General features: G+C 34.7%; 16 protein-coding genes. 4 read left to right on the top strand and 12 right to left on the bottom strand.

The annotated features are described in order from the left end of the window. Positions 1 to 24 precede the first annotated feature (24 nt). On the top strand, positions 25 to 741 hold the full coding sequence (locus tag E0H99_RS05840) for a 3-ketoacyl-ACP reductase (protein WP_131992313.1): 717 nt from the start codon (positions 25 to 27) through the stop codon (positions 739 to 741). A 145-nt stretch (positions 742 to 886) separates the two neighbouring features. Here E0H99_RS05840 and mtaB read toward each other — a convergent pair whose 3' ends face one another. From mtaB to hisS, 10 genes are all read right to left on the bottom strand, one after another. Then, positions 887 to 2,215: a tRNA (N(6)-L-threonylcarbamoyladenosine(37)-C(2))-methylthiotransferase MtaB gene (gene mtaB / locus E0H99_RS05835; protein WP_131992310.1), complete on the bottom strand. Its 1,329-nt coding sequence runs from the start codon at positions 2,213 to 2,215 to the stop codon at positions 887 to 889. 174 nt (positions 2,216 to 2,389) lie between these two features. Continuing rightward, on the bottom strand, positions 2,390 to 3,187 hold the full coding sequence (locus tag E0H99_RS05830; RefSeq protein WP_131992307.1) for a Cof-type HAD-IIB family hydrolase: 798 nt from the start codon (positions 3,185 to 3,187) through the stop codon (positions 2,390 to 2,392). A 21-nt stretch (positions 3,188 to 3,208) separates the two neighbouring features. Further along, positions 3,209 to 3,427, bottom strand: coding sequence for a putative signal transducing protein (locus tag E0H99_RS05825; protein ID WP_131992304.1), 219 nt, complete (start codon positions 3,425 to 3,427; stop codon positions 3,209 to 3,211). A 14-nt stretch (positions 3,428 to 3,441) separates the two neighbouring features. Beyond that, complete coding sequence (locus E0H99_RS05820; RefSeq protein WP_131992301.1) at positions 3,442 to 4,149, bottom strand: DEAD/DEAH box helicase; 708 nt, start codon at positions 4,147 to 4,149, stop codon at positions 3,442 to 3,444. Positions 4,150 to 4,244: 95 nt separating this feature from the next. Continuing rightward, positions 4,245 to 5,408 carry a sigma-54-dependent transcriptional regulator gene (locus tag E0H99_RS05815; RefSeq protein ID WP_131992298.1) on the bottom strand — a complete coding sequence of 388 codons (1,164 nt, stop codon included), beginning with the start codon at positions 5,406 to 5,408 and terminating at the stop codon, positions 4,245 to 4,247. Positions 5,409 to 5,490: 82 nt separating this feature from the next. Next, positions 5,491 to 6,807, bottom strand: coding sequence for an ABC transporter permease (locus E0H99_RS05810; RefSeq protein ID WP_131992294.1), 1,317 nt, complete (start codon positions 6,805 to 6,807; stop codon positions 5,491 to 5,493). Positions 6,808 to 6,903: 96 nt separating this feature from the next. Further along, on the bottom strand, positions 6,904 to 7,824 hold the full coding sequence (locus tag E0H99_RS05805) for an ABC transporter ATP-binding protein (protein WP_131992291.1): 921 nt from the start codon (positions 7,822 to 7,824) through the stop codon (positions 6,904 to 6,906). A 235-nt stretch (positions 7,825 to 8,059) separates the two neighbouring features. Then, on the bottom strand, positions 8,060 to 9,175 hold the full coding sequence (dnaJ, locus tag E0H99_RS05800; protein ID WP_131992288.1) for a molecular chaperone DnaJ: 1,116 nt from the start codon (positions 9,173 to 9,175) through the stop codon (positions 8,060 to 8,062). A 78-nt stretch (positions 9,176 to 9,253) separates the two neighbouring features. Beyond that, positions 9,254 to 9,832 carry a nucleotide exchange factor GrpE gene (locus tag E0H99_RS05795; RefSeq protein ID WP_131992285.1) on the bottom strand — a complete coding sequence of 193 codons (579 nt, stop codon included), beginning with the start codon at positions 9,830 to 9,832 and terminating at the stop codon, positions 9,254 to 9,256. 310 nt (positions 9,833 to 10,142) lie between these two features. Then, entirely contained in the window at positions 10,143 to 11,513 is a 1,371-nt protein-coding gene (gene hisS / locus E0H99_RS05790) for a histidine--tRNA ligase (RefSeq protein ID WP_131992282.1), read from the bottom strand. 344 nt (positions 11,514 to 11,857) lie between these two features. On the opposite strand from hisS, the gene E0H99_RS05785 reads away from it, so the two are divergent. After that, positions 11,858 to 13,102 carry an ABC transporter permease gene (locus E0H99_RS05785; protein ID WP_165930259.1) on the top strand — a complete coding sequence of 415 codons (1,245 nt, stop codon included), beginning with the start codon at positions 11,858 to 11,860 and terminating at the stop codon, positions 13,100 to 13,102. Positions 13,103 to 13,173: 71 nt separating this feature from the next. Here E0H99_RS05785 and prmC read toward each other — a convergent pair whose 3' ends face one another. Together prmC and E0H99_RS05775 are read right to left on the bottom strand one after the other, a co-directional pair. Continuing rightward, positions 13,174 to 14,028, bottom strand: coding sequence for a peptide chain release factor N(5)-glutamine methyltransferase (gene prmC, locus E0H99_RS05780; protein WP_131992279.1), 855 nt, complete (start codon positions 14,026 to 14,028; stop codon positions 13,174 to 13,176). A 61-nt stretch (positions 14,029 to 14,089) separates the two neighbouring features. Next, positions 14,090 to 14,575 (bottom strand): GNAT family N-acetyltransferase, encoded by a 486-nt coding sequence (locus E0H99_RS05775; protein ID WP_131992276.1) that lies wholly within the window; start codon positions 14,573 to 14,575, stop codon positions 14,090 to 14,092. 116 nt (positions 14,576 to 14,691) lie between these two features. On the opposite strand from E0H99_RS05775, the gene ribD reads away from it, so the two are divergent. Next, positions 14,692 to 15,735: a bifunctional diaminohydroxyphosphoribosylaminopyrimidine deaminase/5-amino-6-(5-phosphoribosylamino)uracil reductase RibD gene (ribD, locus tag E0H99_RS05770; protein ID WP_131992273.1), complete on the top strand. Its 1,044-nt coding sequence runs from the start codon at positions 14,692 to 14,694 to the stop codon at positions 15,733 to 15,735. Beyond that, complete coding sequence (locus tag E0H99_RS05765) at positions 15,728 to 16,330, top strand: HAD family hydrolase (protein ID WP_131992271.1); 603 nt, start codon at positions 15,728 to 15,730, stop codon at positions 16,328 to 16,330. The genes ribD and E0H99_RS05765 overlap by 8 nt, the downstream gene beginning before the upstream one ends. Positions 16,331 to 16,397: the final 67 nt, after the last annotated feature.

Below are 16,397 nucleotides of genomic sequence, written 5' to 3'. Positions count from 1 at the left end.
TATTGGCTTAAAATAATTCATAAAATGACAGATTTAAAAAATAAAAATGCCCTAATCACCGGTGCAGGAAAAGGAATTGGTAAAGCAATCGCTTTGGCCTTAGCCAAAGAAGGCGTAAATGTAATTTTGGTCGCCAGAACACAGGAAGAAATAGACAGTGTAGCGGCAAAAGTGCGTTCTTTAAGAGTAAAAGCACTAGCTATAACCGCTGATGTTGCTGATATCAACTCGGTAAACGCTGCCGTTGCCAAAGCATTGGCTGAATTTGGAACTATTGATATTTTAATCAACAATGCCGGAATAGCAGCTTTTGGAAAATTCTTAGAATTAGAACCAACGGATTGGGAACGCATCATTCAGGTAAACCTTATGGGAACCTATTATGTGACACGTGCCGTTTTGCCAAATATGATAGAAAGACAAACGGGCGATATCATTAATATTTCTTCTACAGCAGGATTAAGCGGAAATGCTTTAACGAGTGCTTATAGTGCTTCTAAATTTGCTGTTTTAGGATTAACAGAATCGTTGATGCAGGAAGTGCGAAAACATAATATTCGTGTTACGGCTTTAACGCCAAGCACTGTTGCGACTGACATGGCCAAAGAACTAAAACTGACTGATGGAAATCCGGAAAAAGTCATGCAAGCAGAAGACATGGCCGAATTAATCATCGCGCAACTCAAATTAAACCGACGCGTTTTTATCAAAAATAGTAGTATTTGGTCAACGAATCCTTAATAGTAGTCGAAAGTCAAAAGTCTTAAAGTCGAATGAAAGATAGGTACTGTAAAAACCATTAAGGAATCAAGGTTCATTAAGTTTTGCGCTTAATTTTCTTAATCTCTTAATGGTTTAAAAACTTATATGACTTATATGTTAAAAACTAAACCACAGCTGAAGCAAATTCCATTCGAACACTTCCATCTTCATCGATTTTTGTCAAATTGATCTCGTGCAATGTATTTACTAATTCTGGATTCCAAGGTGTTTTTACTTTCACATAGTTTTCGGTAAACCCGTGAATGTACCCTTCTTTATTTTCACTTTCAAATAAAACGGTTCTATTGGTTCCCAATTGACTTTCGTAAAAAGCACGGCGCTTTTTAACCGACAAACCGCGTAACATTTTGCTGCGTTTTGCACGAACATTAGCAGGAACAACACCTTCCATCACAGCAGCTTCGGTATTATCACGCTCTGAATACGTGAAAACATGCAAATATGAAATATCCATATCATTCAAGAAATGATAAGTTTCCAGAAAATGTTCATCTGTTTCGCCAGGAAAACCAACAATCACATCCACACCAATACAAGCGTGTGGCATCACTTCCCTAATTTTATTCACTCTTTCAGTATATATTTCGCGTTGGTAGCGACGTTTCATCAACTTGAGGATATCGTTACTTCCGGATTGCAACGGAATGTGAAAATGCGGTACAAATGTTCTGCTTTTTGATACAAATTCTATCGTTTCATTTTTCAATAAATTCGGTTCAATAGACGAAATTCGTAATCTTTCGATACCTTCCACTTTATCCAATTCCTGGATTAATTCTAAGAAAGTATGTTCGTGTTTTTTATTTCCAAATTCCCCTTTACCGTAATCGCCAATATTTACTCCGGTAAGAACAATTTCTTTAATATTTTGTTTCGAAATCTCAGAGGCGTTTTTCAATACATTCTCCAATTCATCACTTCTCGAAATTCCTCTTGCTAACGGAATGGTACAATAGGTACATTTGTAATCACAACCGTCCTGAACTTTCAAGAAAGCTCGGGTTCTGTCACCTATAGAATAACTTCCTACGTAGAAATCAGCTTCGGCAATCTCACAGGAATGTACTTCACCAAAATCATTTTTGGACAAATCATTAATATAATCAGCAAGCTTAAATTTTTCTGTTGCACCAAGAACTAAATCCACGCCATCAACTGCTGCTAATTCCTCCGGTTTCAATTGTGCATAACAACCTACTGCCGCAACAAATGCCTTATCATTCAATTTCATCGCTTTTCGCACGACTTGCTTGAACTGCTTATCTGCATTTTCCGTCACCGAACACGTATTAATCACATACATATCAGCCACTTCCTCAAAATCGACACGATCAAAACCCTCATCTTGAAGATTACGGGCAATAGTAGAGGTTTCTGAAAAATTCAGCTTGCAACCCAGCGTATAAAAAGCAACTTTTTTTCTGTTTTCCATAATTTGTCTTAAACTAATGAAATCGTTGTCAAAAAATTTAAGTCCGCAAATTTACGAACTAAAATCTATAAATTTTCAGATAACACCCATTTAATTAAAAACTAAACCCGACACTCAGGCTCTTTTAGAAGATTAAGTATCGGATAATAAATTATTATTTTTTGAATTAAAATCTTAGTTCAAGATAAATCGTCTCACAACCTCAGCCACGCCATGATTATTATTTGAAGCTACGATAAAATCTCCTTTATCTCTCAATTCAGGATCTACATTATCGACCCAAACCCCCAATCCTGCATATTCGATCATGGTTAAATCATTTCCAGCATTTCCTACAGCTATAATCTCGCTTTGAAGAATATTCAGTTTTTCAGCTAAAAATTTTATACTGGCACCTTTATCAATTCCATTTTGTGCTACTTCAAGAAAAAAGGGTTTTGACATGCTGACACTAAGGTGTGGCATAGCTACTTTCAAGTCTTTTTCTACTTCTTTAAGATAAATTGGATCTTCTAATAAAATACATTTTACAGCTGAAGACTGAACCTCATCTTTAAAACTCACAACTTTATTATGCGCTAAACCTGTGATGTTTTTTTCGATTTCGATAAATTCAGAATTTGTCTCGCTCACAATTTTCCCATCAAGATAAGTAATAATATGTGTATTACTTTTTAAACTGTAATCATACAATTCATGAATTTGTTCTTGAGTTAACGTTTGCTCAAAAATGACTTTATCTTCCTTTAAATCTGTAATGACAGCGCCGTTATACGATATCATATAGGAATTATCTAATTGCAATTCTTTGGCATAAGCAGTCATTGCAGGCGTTGGTCTTCCGGATGCCAGAATAACATAAACACCAAGTTCCTGCGCCTTAGACAACATCTCTTTATTCTCGTTTGAAATGGTATGATCATCAGTCAACAAAGTGTCATCCATGTCCAAAACCAACATTTTATATTTCATACTATTTTTTTTTCGAATGCGTTAAATACTCATTCTGAATTCTTCAATAACAGGATTAGCTTTAGAAAACTCTGTTTCCTGAATAAACAATTCCACAGCTTGGCCTAATTCTCCAAATCCTCCTAATCGAGCAGACTGTATATTGTTTTTTAAAACGGTTTCTACTCCTATTGCTTCAATTCTTTCTTGTAATGCTAAAGCTAAAATTTCACTTCCCGAAAACACTTTCATTAATCCCATCTTATTGTATTTTATTATTTATTACCGCTTTCTTCATCACCTTCTAATTCCTCAAAATCATCATCTCCATCTGCCTCAAAGTTTTCTTCCTCTTCAAAATCTTCTTCGACTCCATCAAAATCGAATTCAAAAGGTTCTACTAGCATTTTTTCAGCAAGGACTTCTATACGTTCTGTAAATTGTTCCGAGAAAATAACACGTTGGGTTCTGACAATGCTATTCGAAATACGCATGATTTTTGTTTCATGACGCAATTTCAAGATTGGATCTGCATCATCCAAAATAAACATTTTCAATCGGTTTACATTAAATCCAGCTGTGGTAAACATTTCACTTAACTTATTTGGAGTCCCAATCAACACGTCTACTCCGCTAGAAATATAATTTTTATCGTATTCCATATCTCCTTTATCATGAACACCATAAACTTCTAAATTAGAATTTTTTCCGTATTTTTCAAAAAGTGATTCCATTTCCAACACTTTGGCTTTGTCTTCGACAATAATCAAAGCCCTTGGTGATTCTTCGGTTGCGCCTGCCAATCTCTGAATTACATTCAGCACAATTGTAGTTGATTTCCCGCTTCCTTTTGGTGCAATAATAATACAATCTGAACCACTTTTCATTGTTGAAAATGTTTCTTTTTGCATTGCATTGGCCTCGGTTAAACCGTTTTCAATCAGAGCTTGTTGCAACTCTTCGTTTATTTTTTTTAGTTTCATTTTTTATGATTGAAAGATTAAAAATTGAAAAATTAAAAGATTAAAACTATTGCCAAATCTTTAAATCATTAAATTTTCAAATCATTAAATTAATTTTATTTCGATGCGAATAACTTCACATCATTCTCGGAAATTTCGCTTCCGCCAAGGATAATCAAGCGCTCCACTACATTTCGCAATTCACGGATATTTCCTGTCCAATCGTATTCTTGTAATAAATGAATCGCTGCCGCAGAGAACTTTTTCACTGCATTCCCTTGCTCAGAAGCAATTTTATCTGCAAAATGTGAAATCAACATCGGAATGTCATCTCGTCTATCATTCAATGATGGAACTTTAATCAAAATTACTGCCAAACGATGGTATAAATCCTCACGGAAACGACCTTCGGCAATTTCTTTTTTCAAATCTTTATTAGTAGCAGCAACAACACGAACATCAACTTTGATGTCTTTGTCTGCTCCTACTCTGGTAATCATACTTTCCTGTAAAGCACGTAATACTTTGGCTTGCGCCGAAAGACTCATGTCACCAATTTCATCCAAGAAAATAGTTCCCTTATCAGCCGCTTCAAATTTTCCTGCGCGGTCTTTTACTGCCGATGTAAACGCCCCTTTTACGTGACCGAATAATTCACTTTCTATCAATTCAGATGGAATAGCGGCGCAGTTCACTTCGATCAAAGGGAAATTGGCACGTTCGCTTTTTTCGTGTAATTGATGCGCAACCAATTCTTTTCCGGTTCCGTTTGGTCCGGTGATTAAAACTCTGGCTTCGGTTTGTGCAACCTTATCAATCATTACTTTGATGTGATTGATAGCTTCACTTTCGCCAATCATTTCATAGTTTTTACTGACTTTTTTCTTCAGAATTTTATTTTCAACCACCAATTGCTTTTTGTCTAAAGCGTTGCGAACCGTATTCAATAATCGATTTAAATCGGGCGGTTTTGAGATGTAATCAAACGCTCCCAAACGCATCGTATTGATAGCCGTTTCCATATCGCCATGACCGGAAATCATCACCATAGGAATTTCGGGTTTGATTTTTTTGACTGCTTCCAGAACCTCAACACCATCCATTTTTGGCATTTTGATATCACACAAAACCAAATCGTAATCGTTGTTTTTTATTTTTTCAAAACCTGCAACACCATCTTCGGCTTCTTCAACCTGATAGGTGTCGTTTTCTTCAGAGAGTATTTTTGTAAGTACTCTTCGAATGGCGGCTTCGTCTTCTATGATTAGTATTTTGCTCATTTTTGTTAATTTGTTAATTTGTTAATTCGGTTATTTATTTAATCGATTAAACGAATAATCAAATAACCGAATTAACCTTTATTTAATATTTCAACCATCGGTACATTTCACTCCACGTCGGTTTCTTGCCGTACATGAGTATTCCTATTCGGTATATTTTTGCGGCAAACCAAACTACAAAAAAGAAGCTTCCGAACAATAATGTAACTGATATTGCAATTTGCCACAAAGGTACACCAAACGGAATTCGCATCAGCATAACGATGGGTGAGGTAAGCGGAATCATTGAAAAAACGACTGCAATTGTCCCGTGGGGATCATTTATAACAGTGAAAAAGCCAACGTAAACGCTCAACATTAATGGCATAATGATAGGCAACAAAAACTGCTGTGAATCCGTTTGATTATCGACTGCAGCTCCAATTGCCGCGTAAAATGAACTGTACAAAAAATAACCGCCTATGAAATAAATCACAAATCCAATAAGAATACTTGCAATGGGCAAATTCCATAATTCTTTAATATACATTTGGGCAGTTCCAGTCATTTCCTGCTGTGCAGTATGCATCAATTCAGGTGAAACTCTAGCTGTTGGTCCCACATTTACTCCAAAAAAGACGGAGGCAGCAAACATTAATGACATTCCAATCATTGCCCATATAAAGAATTGCAGCAATCCAGCTAATGAAGTTCCTATGATTTTTCCCATCATCAATTGAAATGGTTTCACCGAGGAAATTATAATTTCTACGATTCGGCTGGTTTTTTCTTCGATCACGCTTCGCATCACCATGTTTCCGTATATGATTATGAACATCATAATAAGATATCCAAATGCTCCTCCAATCCCGATTTTGATTTCGTTAAGACCTTTGACACTTTCTTCACCAGATGCTTTTGTTAAGCTGATATTCACTTTTGATTGGGCATTTTTAATTGCCAATGTATCCAAATGTGCTTTTTCTAAATTGTTTTTGGTCAGTTTACTTGCAATTACATCCTGAACATTTTCAATGAATGAAATACTTGGACTACTGTTTGAAATAAATTGGATTTTACTTTCGAAATCCTTGGAATTACTCACTTTTGGAATGTACAACAATCCTTGGTAGCTTTCATTTGTGATACTATCTTTCAGGGATTTTAAATCTATTAAAGACAAATCAAGGTATTTGTACGCTTGATTTTTATTGTTTTGCGACGTAAATTCCTTTATGAACATACCCGATTCATCATGAATAGCAATTTGTTTGGTGTCTGCTTTCATGGAACTTAAATACGCTACAAAAACGGCTATTCCCACAAATAGTAACGGACTTAAAAAAGTCATAACAATAAAAGATTTATTGCGCACTTTGGCAATAAACTCTCTTTTTATAATTAATGATATGATGCTCATTTTTAGACTGCTTAGATTTTTAGATTATATAGATTTTTTAGAACGATTAGATTAGAAGACTGTAAAAAGTCTAACAATCTAAGAAGTCTAACAATCTTATTGTGTTACTGTTTGAATAAAAATGTCGTTAACACTTGGTATTTTTTCTACAAAATGCGTTACTTGACCGCATTGTGTCAGGATATTCAATAACTCATTTGGCGATGCATTCCCGAGTTGAATTTCCAGTTTTAATTCGTTGTTCAGTGATTTAAAATTAGCTGGACCAACGGTAAATTTCTGCGTAATAGCATACATCAAACCTTCTACATTCTCAGATAAAATACCCACTTCAAAACTATTGGTTTTAAATTGTCTTTTTACATCGTCCAGTTTTCCTTCAATCAGTTTATTAGATTTGTGAATCAGCGCAATATGATCACATAATTCTTCAACACTTTCCATGCGGTGTGTCGAGAAAATTATGGTAGCTCCTTCTTCCCTCAAGGCAAGGATTTCATCTTTGATAATATTGGCATTTACGGGATCAAAACCAGAAAAAGGTTCATCAAAAATCAACAACTTTGGCTTGTGCAAAACACATACCACAAACTGAATTTTCTGCGCCATTCCTTTAGAAAGTTCTTGAATTTTCTTGTTCCACCAGCCTTGAATCTCTAATCTTTCGAACCAATACTCCAGTTGTTTTTTGGCTTCAGCCTTAGAAAGTCCTTTCATTTGAGCCAAATACAAGCATTGTTCTCCTACTTTCATCGTGTTGTACAATCCTCTTTCTTCCGGTAAATAGCCTATATATTGAACATGTTTGGGTTGCAGTTTTTCACCATCCAAAATAATTTCACCACTGTCAGGCAATGTAATTTGATTTATAATTCGGATAAGTGATGTTTTTCCGGCTCCATTTGGACCTAAAAGTCCGTAGATACTTCCTTTTGGAACAGTTAATGAAACCTCGTTAAGCGCCACATAATCACCGTATTGCTTGACAACTTTATTCACTTCAAGAATATTACTCATGCTTATTTTTTAATTGGTGTAAAAGTAAATAATTAGTGCCGAAATACTTAGAATAGTTTCATATATGTAGCATTTAATTTTTAGCGGTCTATATGTTATCGCCTTATATTTATTGGTGTCTGTTTGCAACAAACAAATTCTTAGTGGCGATTTCATAAAAAACCCATCCTTATTTTAACAAGGATGGGGAATATATTTTTTAAATTAGACGCTATAAATAGCATCTAACTTTTTATTATGAAAACATGTCTTTCACTTTCTCAAAAAATGACTTGTCTGATTTTTCCGGATTTGGAATAAAATTCTCGTCGGTAAGATTTTTTTCGAAAAACTGTTTTTGGTCTTTGTTTAACGTTTTTGGAGTCCAAACATTCACATGCACCAATAAATCACCGTTTCCGTATCCATTGATACTAGGAATTCCTTTTCCTTTTAATCTCAGAATTTTACCGGACTGAATTCCTTCTTCCAGTTTGATTCTCACTTTTCCATTTATAGCTTCGATGTCTTTTGAAATTCCAAGAACAGCTTCAGCGAAACTGATGTATAAATCGTAATGTAAATTCTCCCCTTCTCGTTTCAAGAACTCATGCTCTAATTCTTCAATAGCAACAATTAAATCTCCTGGAATACTGTTTCCCGGAGCATCGTTTCCTTTATTAGAAACTTTCAACTGCATTCCATCCACGACACCCGCAGGTATTTTTATCGAAACCGTTTCATCTTCAAGAATCATTCCTTGTGAATCTGCTTCTGATGGTTTTCTATCTAAAATTTGACCTGAACCACTACATGTTGGACATGTAGAAGCAGATTGCATTCTGCCCAAAATTGTATTCGTAACGCGCATCACTTGTCCTTGACCGTTACATGTAGAACATGTTTTATAAGTAACTCCAGGTGCTTGAACTTTACGCTTTACTTTTACTTTTTTCTCCACGCCATTGGCAATTTCTTCCAATGTTAATTTTACTTTGATACGAAGGTTGCTTCCTTTAGCACGACGAACTCCGCCGCCTCCACCGCCTCCGAAACCACCAAAACCGCCTCCGAAAATATCACCAAACTGACTAAAAATGTCGTCCATATTCATTCCGCCGTGACCACCTCCGCCAAAACCGCCAGAACCATCAAAAGCTTGATGACCATATTGGTCGTATTTTGCTTTTTTCTGAGGATCACTTAATACTTCGTAAGCTTCAGCAGCTAATTTGAATTTATCTTCTGCCGATTTGTCTCCAGGATTTTTGTCAGGATGATGTGCTATTGCTTGTTTTCTATATGCTTTTTTAATTTCAGCAGCATCAGCATTTTTTGAAATGCCTAATATTTCGTAAAAATCTTTTTTCATTTTTATTTTTTCTTTTGTTGAATCGCACTGCAATGCGCCTCTACGCGTGATATAAATACGCGATTAATCACGAATCTATTACTGCCCTATAACAACTTTTGGAAAACGAATGATCTTGTCTCCTAATTTATATCCTTTTTCAAGAACATCAACAATTTTCCCTTTCATTTTGTCTGAAGGCGCAGGAATTTGAGTTATTGCTTCAGCAAAATCAGCGTCAAAAGCATCTCCAGCCTTTACCTCAACTTGCTCTAACCCTTTAGAAACTAAAGTGTTTTTTAATTTTTCATGAATAAGCTCCACTCCTTTTAAAAGAAGTTCATCTTCTGATTTGCTTATTTCTACAATCGCTCTGTCGAAATCATCTAAAACAGGTAACATGGCAAGCAAAACTTCTTGATTAGCGGTTTTAAACAACTCGATACGCTCTTTTGAAGTTCTACGTTTATAATTTTCAAATTCAGCAAATAATCGTAAATACTTGTCTTTCTCTTTGGCTAAATCTTGTGTTAATTGCTCTTCTACACCCAATTCCTCAATAATAAGCTGCTCTCCATTGGCATTATTCTCTAATGTTGCCTCATCTATTTCTTGATCGATTTCTGTATTTTCAGTAGTCATAGTACTTGTATTTTTAAAAATATTCTTAAACTTCATTTTTATTCTTTTCTATGGATTGCAAAAGTACTGCCAAATCTTATAAAATGTCAAATTGTCATCTTTTTATTGAATTTATAATTCTTTTTAAATTTTACACTCTTTAAAACAAATTTTCCTTCTCAAAAATTTAATATAATTTTAAGACTATCTCGAAATAGTTTATATAAATTTGTTTCAATTGTTTACCGTTATTTTTCTGTAAATGAAAAAACTAAAGTTTACCTACAAATTATTAATTCACCATTGTCTTATATTAAAAAAAGCTTCGTCTAGTAGACGAAGCTTTTTTTATGCTTTTAAAATAAAACTATAATAATGCGTTTTTTAAACCTTCAAAATCCACTGAAGTCTGTTCTCCGCTCACTAAATTTTTAAGCGAAAAAGAATTGGAAGCCATTTCTTGTTCCCCTGCGATTACCGCAAAAGGAATCCCTCTTTTATCAGCATGTTGAAACTGCTTCGCTACTTTCGCATTATCCGGATACAATTCTACTTTTACCCCTGAATTCCTTAATTCTTTTATCGCTTTCATCGCGTAAAAAGCTTCTGTATCACCATAATTAACAAACAACGCTTTGGATGTTGCGGTTACGGTTTCAGGAAATAAATTCAATTCTTCGATAACCAAATAAATTCGATCCAACCCAAAAGAAATTCCCACTCCGCTCATGTTTTTCAATCCGAAAATTCCGGTCAAATCATCATATCTTCCACCGCCACCTATGGATCCCATGGCAACTGATTTTGGCGGAGCCACTTCAAAAATAGCACCCGTATAATAATTCAATCCTCTGGCCAAGGTTACATCCAAATCTAAAATTGCTGTTGACAATCCCAATTCAGTAACATTGTCACAAATAAAACGCAGTTCTTCAACTCCTTTCATTCCTTCATTAGACTCCGCAAGCAAAACCGAAAGTTGATTTATTTTCTCTGAAATTGTTCCTGTGAAATTAAATAACGGCTGTACTTTCAGAATCGCTTCTTCCGAAATTCCCTTCTCCATCATTTCTTTTTTAACGCCATCTTCCCCAATCTTATCGAGTTTATCCAACGCAACGGTAAAATCTATTAATTTATCTGATGCGCCAATCACTTCAGCAATCCCAGATAATATCTTTCTATTATTGATTTTGATGGTTACACCTTCTAAACCTAAAGCAGAAAAAACAGTGTCGTACAATTGAATCAATTCTACTTCTTGCCACAATGATTTAGAACCTACCACATCAGCATCACATTGAAAAAACTCTCTGAAACGTCCTTTTTGTGGGCGGTCTGCTCTCCAAACGGGTTGAATTTGGTATCTTTTGAATGGGAATTCTATATCATTTTGATGTTGTACCACATAACGCGCAAACGGAACCGTTAAGTCATAACGCAAGGCTTTCTCAGAAATACTTGACGTTAATTTAGTACTGTCTTTATTTTCTAAATGAGTCGCATTGGCTTTCGCCAAATAATCTCCTGAATTTAATATTTTAAAAATCAAACGATCGCCTTCTTCTCCGTATTTCCCCATTAAGGTTTCGGAGTTTTCGAATGAAGGCGTTTCTATGGGTTGGAAACCAAATTTCTCGAAATTACTTTTTATAATCTGAATGATATATTGACGTTTTGCCACCTCAGTTGGTGAAAAATCTCTGGTTCCTTTTGGAATGCTCGGTTTTGATGCCATTTTTTGATTATTGGATTTTTAGTTTTTCAGATTTAGGAATTGTTGAAAAAATTCCAAATTCTAATTCTTTGCAAATATCTTATTTTTAAAATAAATCTGTTTACAAATTTCAGCATTTTATTACCCGATGTCTAGCCCAGATTACAGCGGAAATAGGGAAGTGAAAAATAATATTGTTTTCTTGCCTGAAAGAGCGACCAAAGGAAGCTCCTTTTAGGCAATTTAAAACAAATTATTTTCACTGACAGGTTGTAGCGGAAAGCTGGAGATAGTTCCTAAAAAATAAATTAGACTTTTTGAAAAGGAAATTTGTAACAAAAATTGTATTTTCGTGTCAAACTGCTATGATGTTAAAATTATTCAAAGAAAATATTCGAATTGCATTCGGTTCCATCAGAACACAATTGTTGAGAACCGTTCTTACCGTGCTGATTATAGCTATTGGAATCACGGCTTTAGTTAGTATTCTTACTGTTGTTTCTGCTTTGGAAAATACTATTTCCTCTGATTTCGCATCAATGGGAGCCAATACCTTTAATATCAATCAATACGAAAACACAACTCGAAATCGTGGTAGCGGAGAAAGAGAAATAATAAATCCAATCATTTCTTACCCTGAAGCGGTCGCTTTTAAAAATAAATATAAATATCCTTTTACTGAAACTTCGCTTTCTTTTACCGCAACTACTGCTGCCGAAGTAAAATATGAATCTTCTAAAACGGATCCCGAAAACACGGTTGTTGGTGTCGATGAATTTTTTGTTACCAACTCCGGGTTAGAAATCAGCTCCGGACGTAATTTTACGGGATTTGACATCGATAACAATGCCTATGTGTGTATTGTAGGTTCTGATTTTGAAAAAGAATTATTAAAAGATGTAAATCCTATTGATAAAATTATCTCGATTCGAGGAGCCAAATTTAAAGTTATTGGAGTCCTAAAAGAGAAAGGATCAACCTTTGGGAACAGTCAAGATTTAAGGATTTTAACACCTATTCAAGTGGCACGTTCCTTGTTTACTGCACCAAACATAAATTACACCATGAGCGTCATGGTTTCTAAAAAAGAATTTTTAGATAAGGCAATAGACAACGCGACAAGTACTATGCGCCGAGTTCGTAAATTAAGTCCGGTAAAAGACAATAATTTTGGAGTAGTTCGTAGCGATGACCTCATCAACAAAATCCTTGGAATCACACAATATCTGGGGCTTGCATCTTGGCTTATCGGCATCATCACCGTTCTTGGATCTTCAATTGCCTTGATGAATATTATGATTGTTTCGGTAACCGAGCGCACAAGGGAAATAGGGGTTCGGAAAGCCTTGGGAGCCAAAAAAACGACAATTGCCTTTCAGTTTTTTATAGAAACATTACTTATTGGTCAATTAGGTGGATTAGTCGGTATAATTTTTGGAATCTTAATTGGTTTTGGTATTGCAACAGCAATGAGTTTCGATTTTGTAATTCCCTGGGGCGCCATTATGTCCGCGTTTATAACCAGTTTTATCGTGGCAATCGTTTCCGGTCTATATCCAGCTGTAAAAGCTGCGAAACTGGACCCAATTGAGGCATTACGATATGAGTAGATTAGAGTCTTAAGGGTGAGATGTGAAAAGTAAAAAGTGAATCGAGATATTCGTTTTTTACTTTTCACATCTCACTTTTTACCAAAAACCATCCTGTCACTCCCGTAAATATCTTTTCGTAATTCGATGTTTTTAAAATTCATTTTTTCGAGTAAATCGACCATTTCTTTTCCTAAATACTGATTGATTTCAAAATACAATTCTCCGTTTTCAGATAGGTTTTTCTGGGCCAATTCGACTATTTTTTTATAAAAAATCAACGCATCATTATCTTCTACAAAAAGTGCCAAATGCGGTTCATTCTCCAATACATTTTTCTTGATTTCCTCCTTTTCTAAATTGCGAACATATGGCGGATTAGAAACAATAATATCAAATTGTTGCATTAAATCTTCCGTTTCAAGAATGTTTTGATTGATAAAAGTAACATTTACGGAATTATTTTCTGCATTTTTTTGGGCTGTAGCCAAAGCCTTTTCAGAAACATCAATTGCAAAAACCCGTGCATTTGGAAGTTTTTTTGCTAATGAAATGGCGATACAGCCACTTCCAGTTCCAATATCTAGAATCTTTACTTTTTGACTTTCGGCTTTTGACTTTTGACTTTCTAAAATCCATTCAACTAGTTCTTCGGTCTCTGGTCTTGGAATCAAAACGTTCTCATTGACTTCAAAATCCAATCCATAAAAACTCGTTTTCCCTAAAAGATATTGTACTGGAATTTCCTGTTTCAATTGTTCTGAAATCGAATTCCAAACTACAATTTCTGCTTCCGAAAAAACCAAATCAGGATGCAACGCCAAGTCTATTCTTTTCAATTGATGTTTTTCTTCTAAAATTAAATAGAAAAAACTCTCCGCTTCTCCAGCATCATAAATTGGAGTCAGTTCTTGAATAAATTGGGTTCTGTATTCTTTTATTTTCATTTTATTGGGTTATCGATTCTATGAATTAAACACTCTCAGTTCATAACTCATCATTCAAAACTTATAACTCTTTCAGCATCCAAACAGGACAACTGGTATGCCCCGTGCTTCCCATAGGAGAACAAATGTATTCAAAACCTACTTTCTTGTACAGTTTTTGAGCATCAAGCATAAAAGGCATTGTTTCCAAATAGCATTTTTCAAAACCAAATTCTTTGGCACTTTGCAAGCACTTGGCCATCATTTGGCTTCCTATTCCAAGACCTCTGGTTTCCGGTAGAAAATACATTTTTTGAAGTTCGCAAATGGTTTCCGCTTCATTTTCAAGTGGCGCAACACCGGCAGAACCAATGATTTTTCCATCCTTTTCCACAACAAAATAAACCGATTTTGGCTTACTGTATTCCTCAAACATTAAATCCAAATATGGATCTTCATAGGCTGTTCCAACTTTTGGAATGTTTAATTCGTCAAAAACTGCTCTTATCAATTGTGCAACTGCTTGATTGTCCTCTTTTTTTATTTTTCTAATGCTGTAATTTTCCATTTTTATCAAAAACTAATTTTTTATGCAAAAGTAAAAATTGTTTAGTGTTATTTTAGAAAGTTTTAAAACTAATCTCGAAGTTTCGGGGCTAAACCCAAAATAACTACTTTTGTGTTGTGAAAATACATGAAAAATACATCCGACGGTGCATCGAATTAGCCAGAAATGGTTTGGGAACAACGTATCCAAATCCTTTGGTAGGCTGTGTTATTGTTTATGAAGACAAAATCATTGGCGAAGGCTGGCATAAAAAATCGGGAGAACCACACGCCGAGGTAAACGCTGTAAATTCCGTAAAAGACAAATCGTTATTGAAAAAAGCGACTATTTATGTGAGTTTAGAACCGTGTAGTCATTTTGGCAAAACGCCGCCTTGTTGTGATTTGATTATCAAAAATAAAATCCCAAATGTCGTTATAGGAACTGTTGACCCTAATGTAAAAGTGGCAGGAAACGGAATCAAAAAACTAATAGAAGCCGGAATACATGTTACCGTAGGGATTCTTGAAGAAGAATGTCATGAACTTAATAAAAGGTTCTTTACTTTTCACGAAAAGAAAAGACCATATATTATTTTGAAATGGGCCGAAAGTCAAGATGGTTTTATCGCGCCTAAGGAGAAATCAGAAAAAAAACCGGTCTGGATTACAAATCGGTATTCTAGACAATTGGTACATAAATGGCGAACAGAAGAGCAAGCTATTCTGGTGGGAACTCAAACTGCAATTGATGATAATCCAAAATTAGACGCACGGGATTGGTCAGGAAACAATCCGATTAGAGTAGTTTTAGACCAAAACAATCGCATTCCTGAAGACAATCATGTATTTGACAATCAAGCAAAAACAATCCTATTTTCTAAATCAAAACAGCCTATTAAAAAAGAAAATAGTATCTTTGAGTATATTGATTTTGAACAAAATATAGCAACCCAAATAATACAATCGCTATATCAACATCAAATTCAATCCATTATTATTGAAGGGGGACGACAAACTTTACAGACATTTATTGATGCCAATCTTTGGGACGAAGCTAGGATATTTGTTGGAAACGTAGTATTTAAAGAAGGAATTAAAGCCCCAATACTAGATAAAAACCAGTTCAAAAAGCAATCGATTGGTAATGATGAATTAATACTATCTAGAAACTATGATTAATACTATAATTTTTGATTTTGGAGATATTTTCATCAATTTAGACAAAGAAGCTCCCATTGTCGAGTTTTCTAAATTAGGTTTAAAAGAATGGACTGAGGATTTAGATGAACTAAACCTATCATTTGAAAAAGGAAAAATTTCTGAACTTCAATTCATTGAAGGCTTCCAGAAACATATGCCTAAAGCTTCAATAGATGAGATCAGGAATGCATGGAATACCATTTTATTGGATTTTCCATTGTACAGACTTGAATTTTTGCAAATGCTTTCGCAAAAATACCGTTTGTTTTTGTTAAGTAATACCGATGCAATCCACATCGATAGATTTCAGCACAAAGCCGGAATAACTTTTTACAGAGAATTTTATCAATGTTTTGAAAGGGTTTATTTTTCTTTTGAGTTAGGTATGCGAAAACCTGAAGCCGAAATTTTCAAATACTTGGTAAAGCAACATGAGTTAACTCCAAAACGCACTTTATTTATTGATGACAAAAAAGAAAATACAGATGCAGCACTTGCATTAGGATTTCAAGTTTGGAATCTACAAGTGGGAAAAGAAGATGTAGTTCATTTATTTGACAAAAAAATAATTTAAAAAAAATAATTTAAAAAAATCAATAACAATGACGTTTTGAAATTGAAATTGATTTTTGAAATTGCCA

Origin of the sequence: Flavobacterium sp. GT3P67, assembly GCF_004349155.1 — a bacterium.
Lineage (GTDB): Bacteria > Bacteroidota > Bacteroidia > Flavobacteriales > Flavobacteriaceae > Flavobacterium > Flavobacterium ranwuense.
Note: the sequence above shows the minus strand (reverse complement) of the source record. Positions and strands in the feature narration are given on the sequence as shown.

Coding starts and splice junctions, on each gene's coding strand:
- E0H99_RS05840 (WP_131992313.1), top strand. CDS start 25: ATGACAGATTTAAAAAATAAAAATGCCCTAATCACCGGTGCAGGAAAA.
- mtaB (WP_131992310.1), bottom strand. CDS start 2,215: ATGGAAAACAGAAAAAAAGTTGCTTTTTATACGCTGGGTTGCAAGCTG.
- E0H99_RS05830 (WP_131992307.1), bottom strand. CDS start 3,187: ATGAAATATAAAATGTTGGTTTTGGACATGGATGACACTTTGTTGACT.
- E0H99_RS05825 (WP_131992304.1), bottom strand. CDS start 3,427: ATGGGATTAATGAAAGTGTTTTCGGGAAGTGAAATTTTAGCTTTAGCA.
- E0H99_RS05820 (WP_131992301.1), bottom strand. CDS start 4,149: ATGAAACTAAAAAAAATAAACGAAGAGTTGCAACAAGCTCTGATTGAA.
- E0H99_RS05815 (WP_131992298.1), bottom strand. CDS start 5,408: ATGAGCAAAATACTAATCATAGAAGACGAAGCCGCCATTCGAAGAGTA.
- E0H99_RS05810 (WP_131992294.1), bottom strand. CDS start 6,807: ATGAGCATCATATCATTAATTATAAAAAGAGAGTTTATTGCCAAAGTG.
- E0H99_RS05805 (WP_131992291.1), bottom strand. CDS start 7,824: ATGAGTAATATTCTTGAAGTGAATAAAGTTGTCAAGCAATACGGTGAT.
- dnaJ (WP_131992288.1), bottom strand. CDS start 9,175: ATGAAAAAAGATTTTTACGAAATATTAGGCATTTCAAAAAATGCTGAT.
- E0H99_RS05795 (WP_131992285.1), bottom strand. CDS start 9,832: ATGAAGTTTAAGAATATTTTTAAAAATACAAGTACTATGACTACTGAA.
- hisS (WP_131992282.1), bottom strand. CDS start 11,513: ATGGCATCAAAACCGAGCATTCCAAAAGGAACCAGAGATTTTTCACCA.
- E0H99_RS05785 (WP_165930259.1), top strand. CDS start 11,858: ATGATGTTAAAATTATTCAAAGAAAATATTCGAATTGCATTCGGTTCC.
- prmC (WP_131992279.1), bottom strand. CDS start 14,028: ATGAAAATAAAAGAATACAGAACCCAATTTATTCAAGAACTGACTCCA.
- E0H99_RS05775 (WP_131992276.1), bottom strand. CDS start 14,575: ATGGAAAATTACAGCATTAGAAAAATAAAAAAAGAGGACAATCAAGCA.
- E0H99_RS05765 (WP_131992271.1), top strand. CDS start 15,728: ATGATTAATACTATAATTTTTGATTTTGGAGATATTTTCATCAATTTA.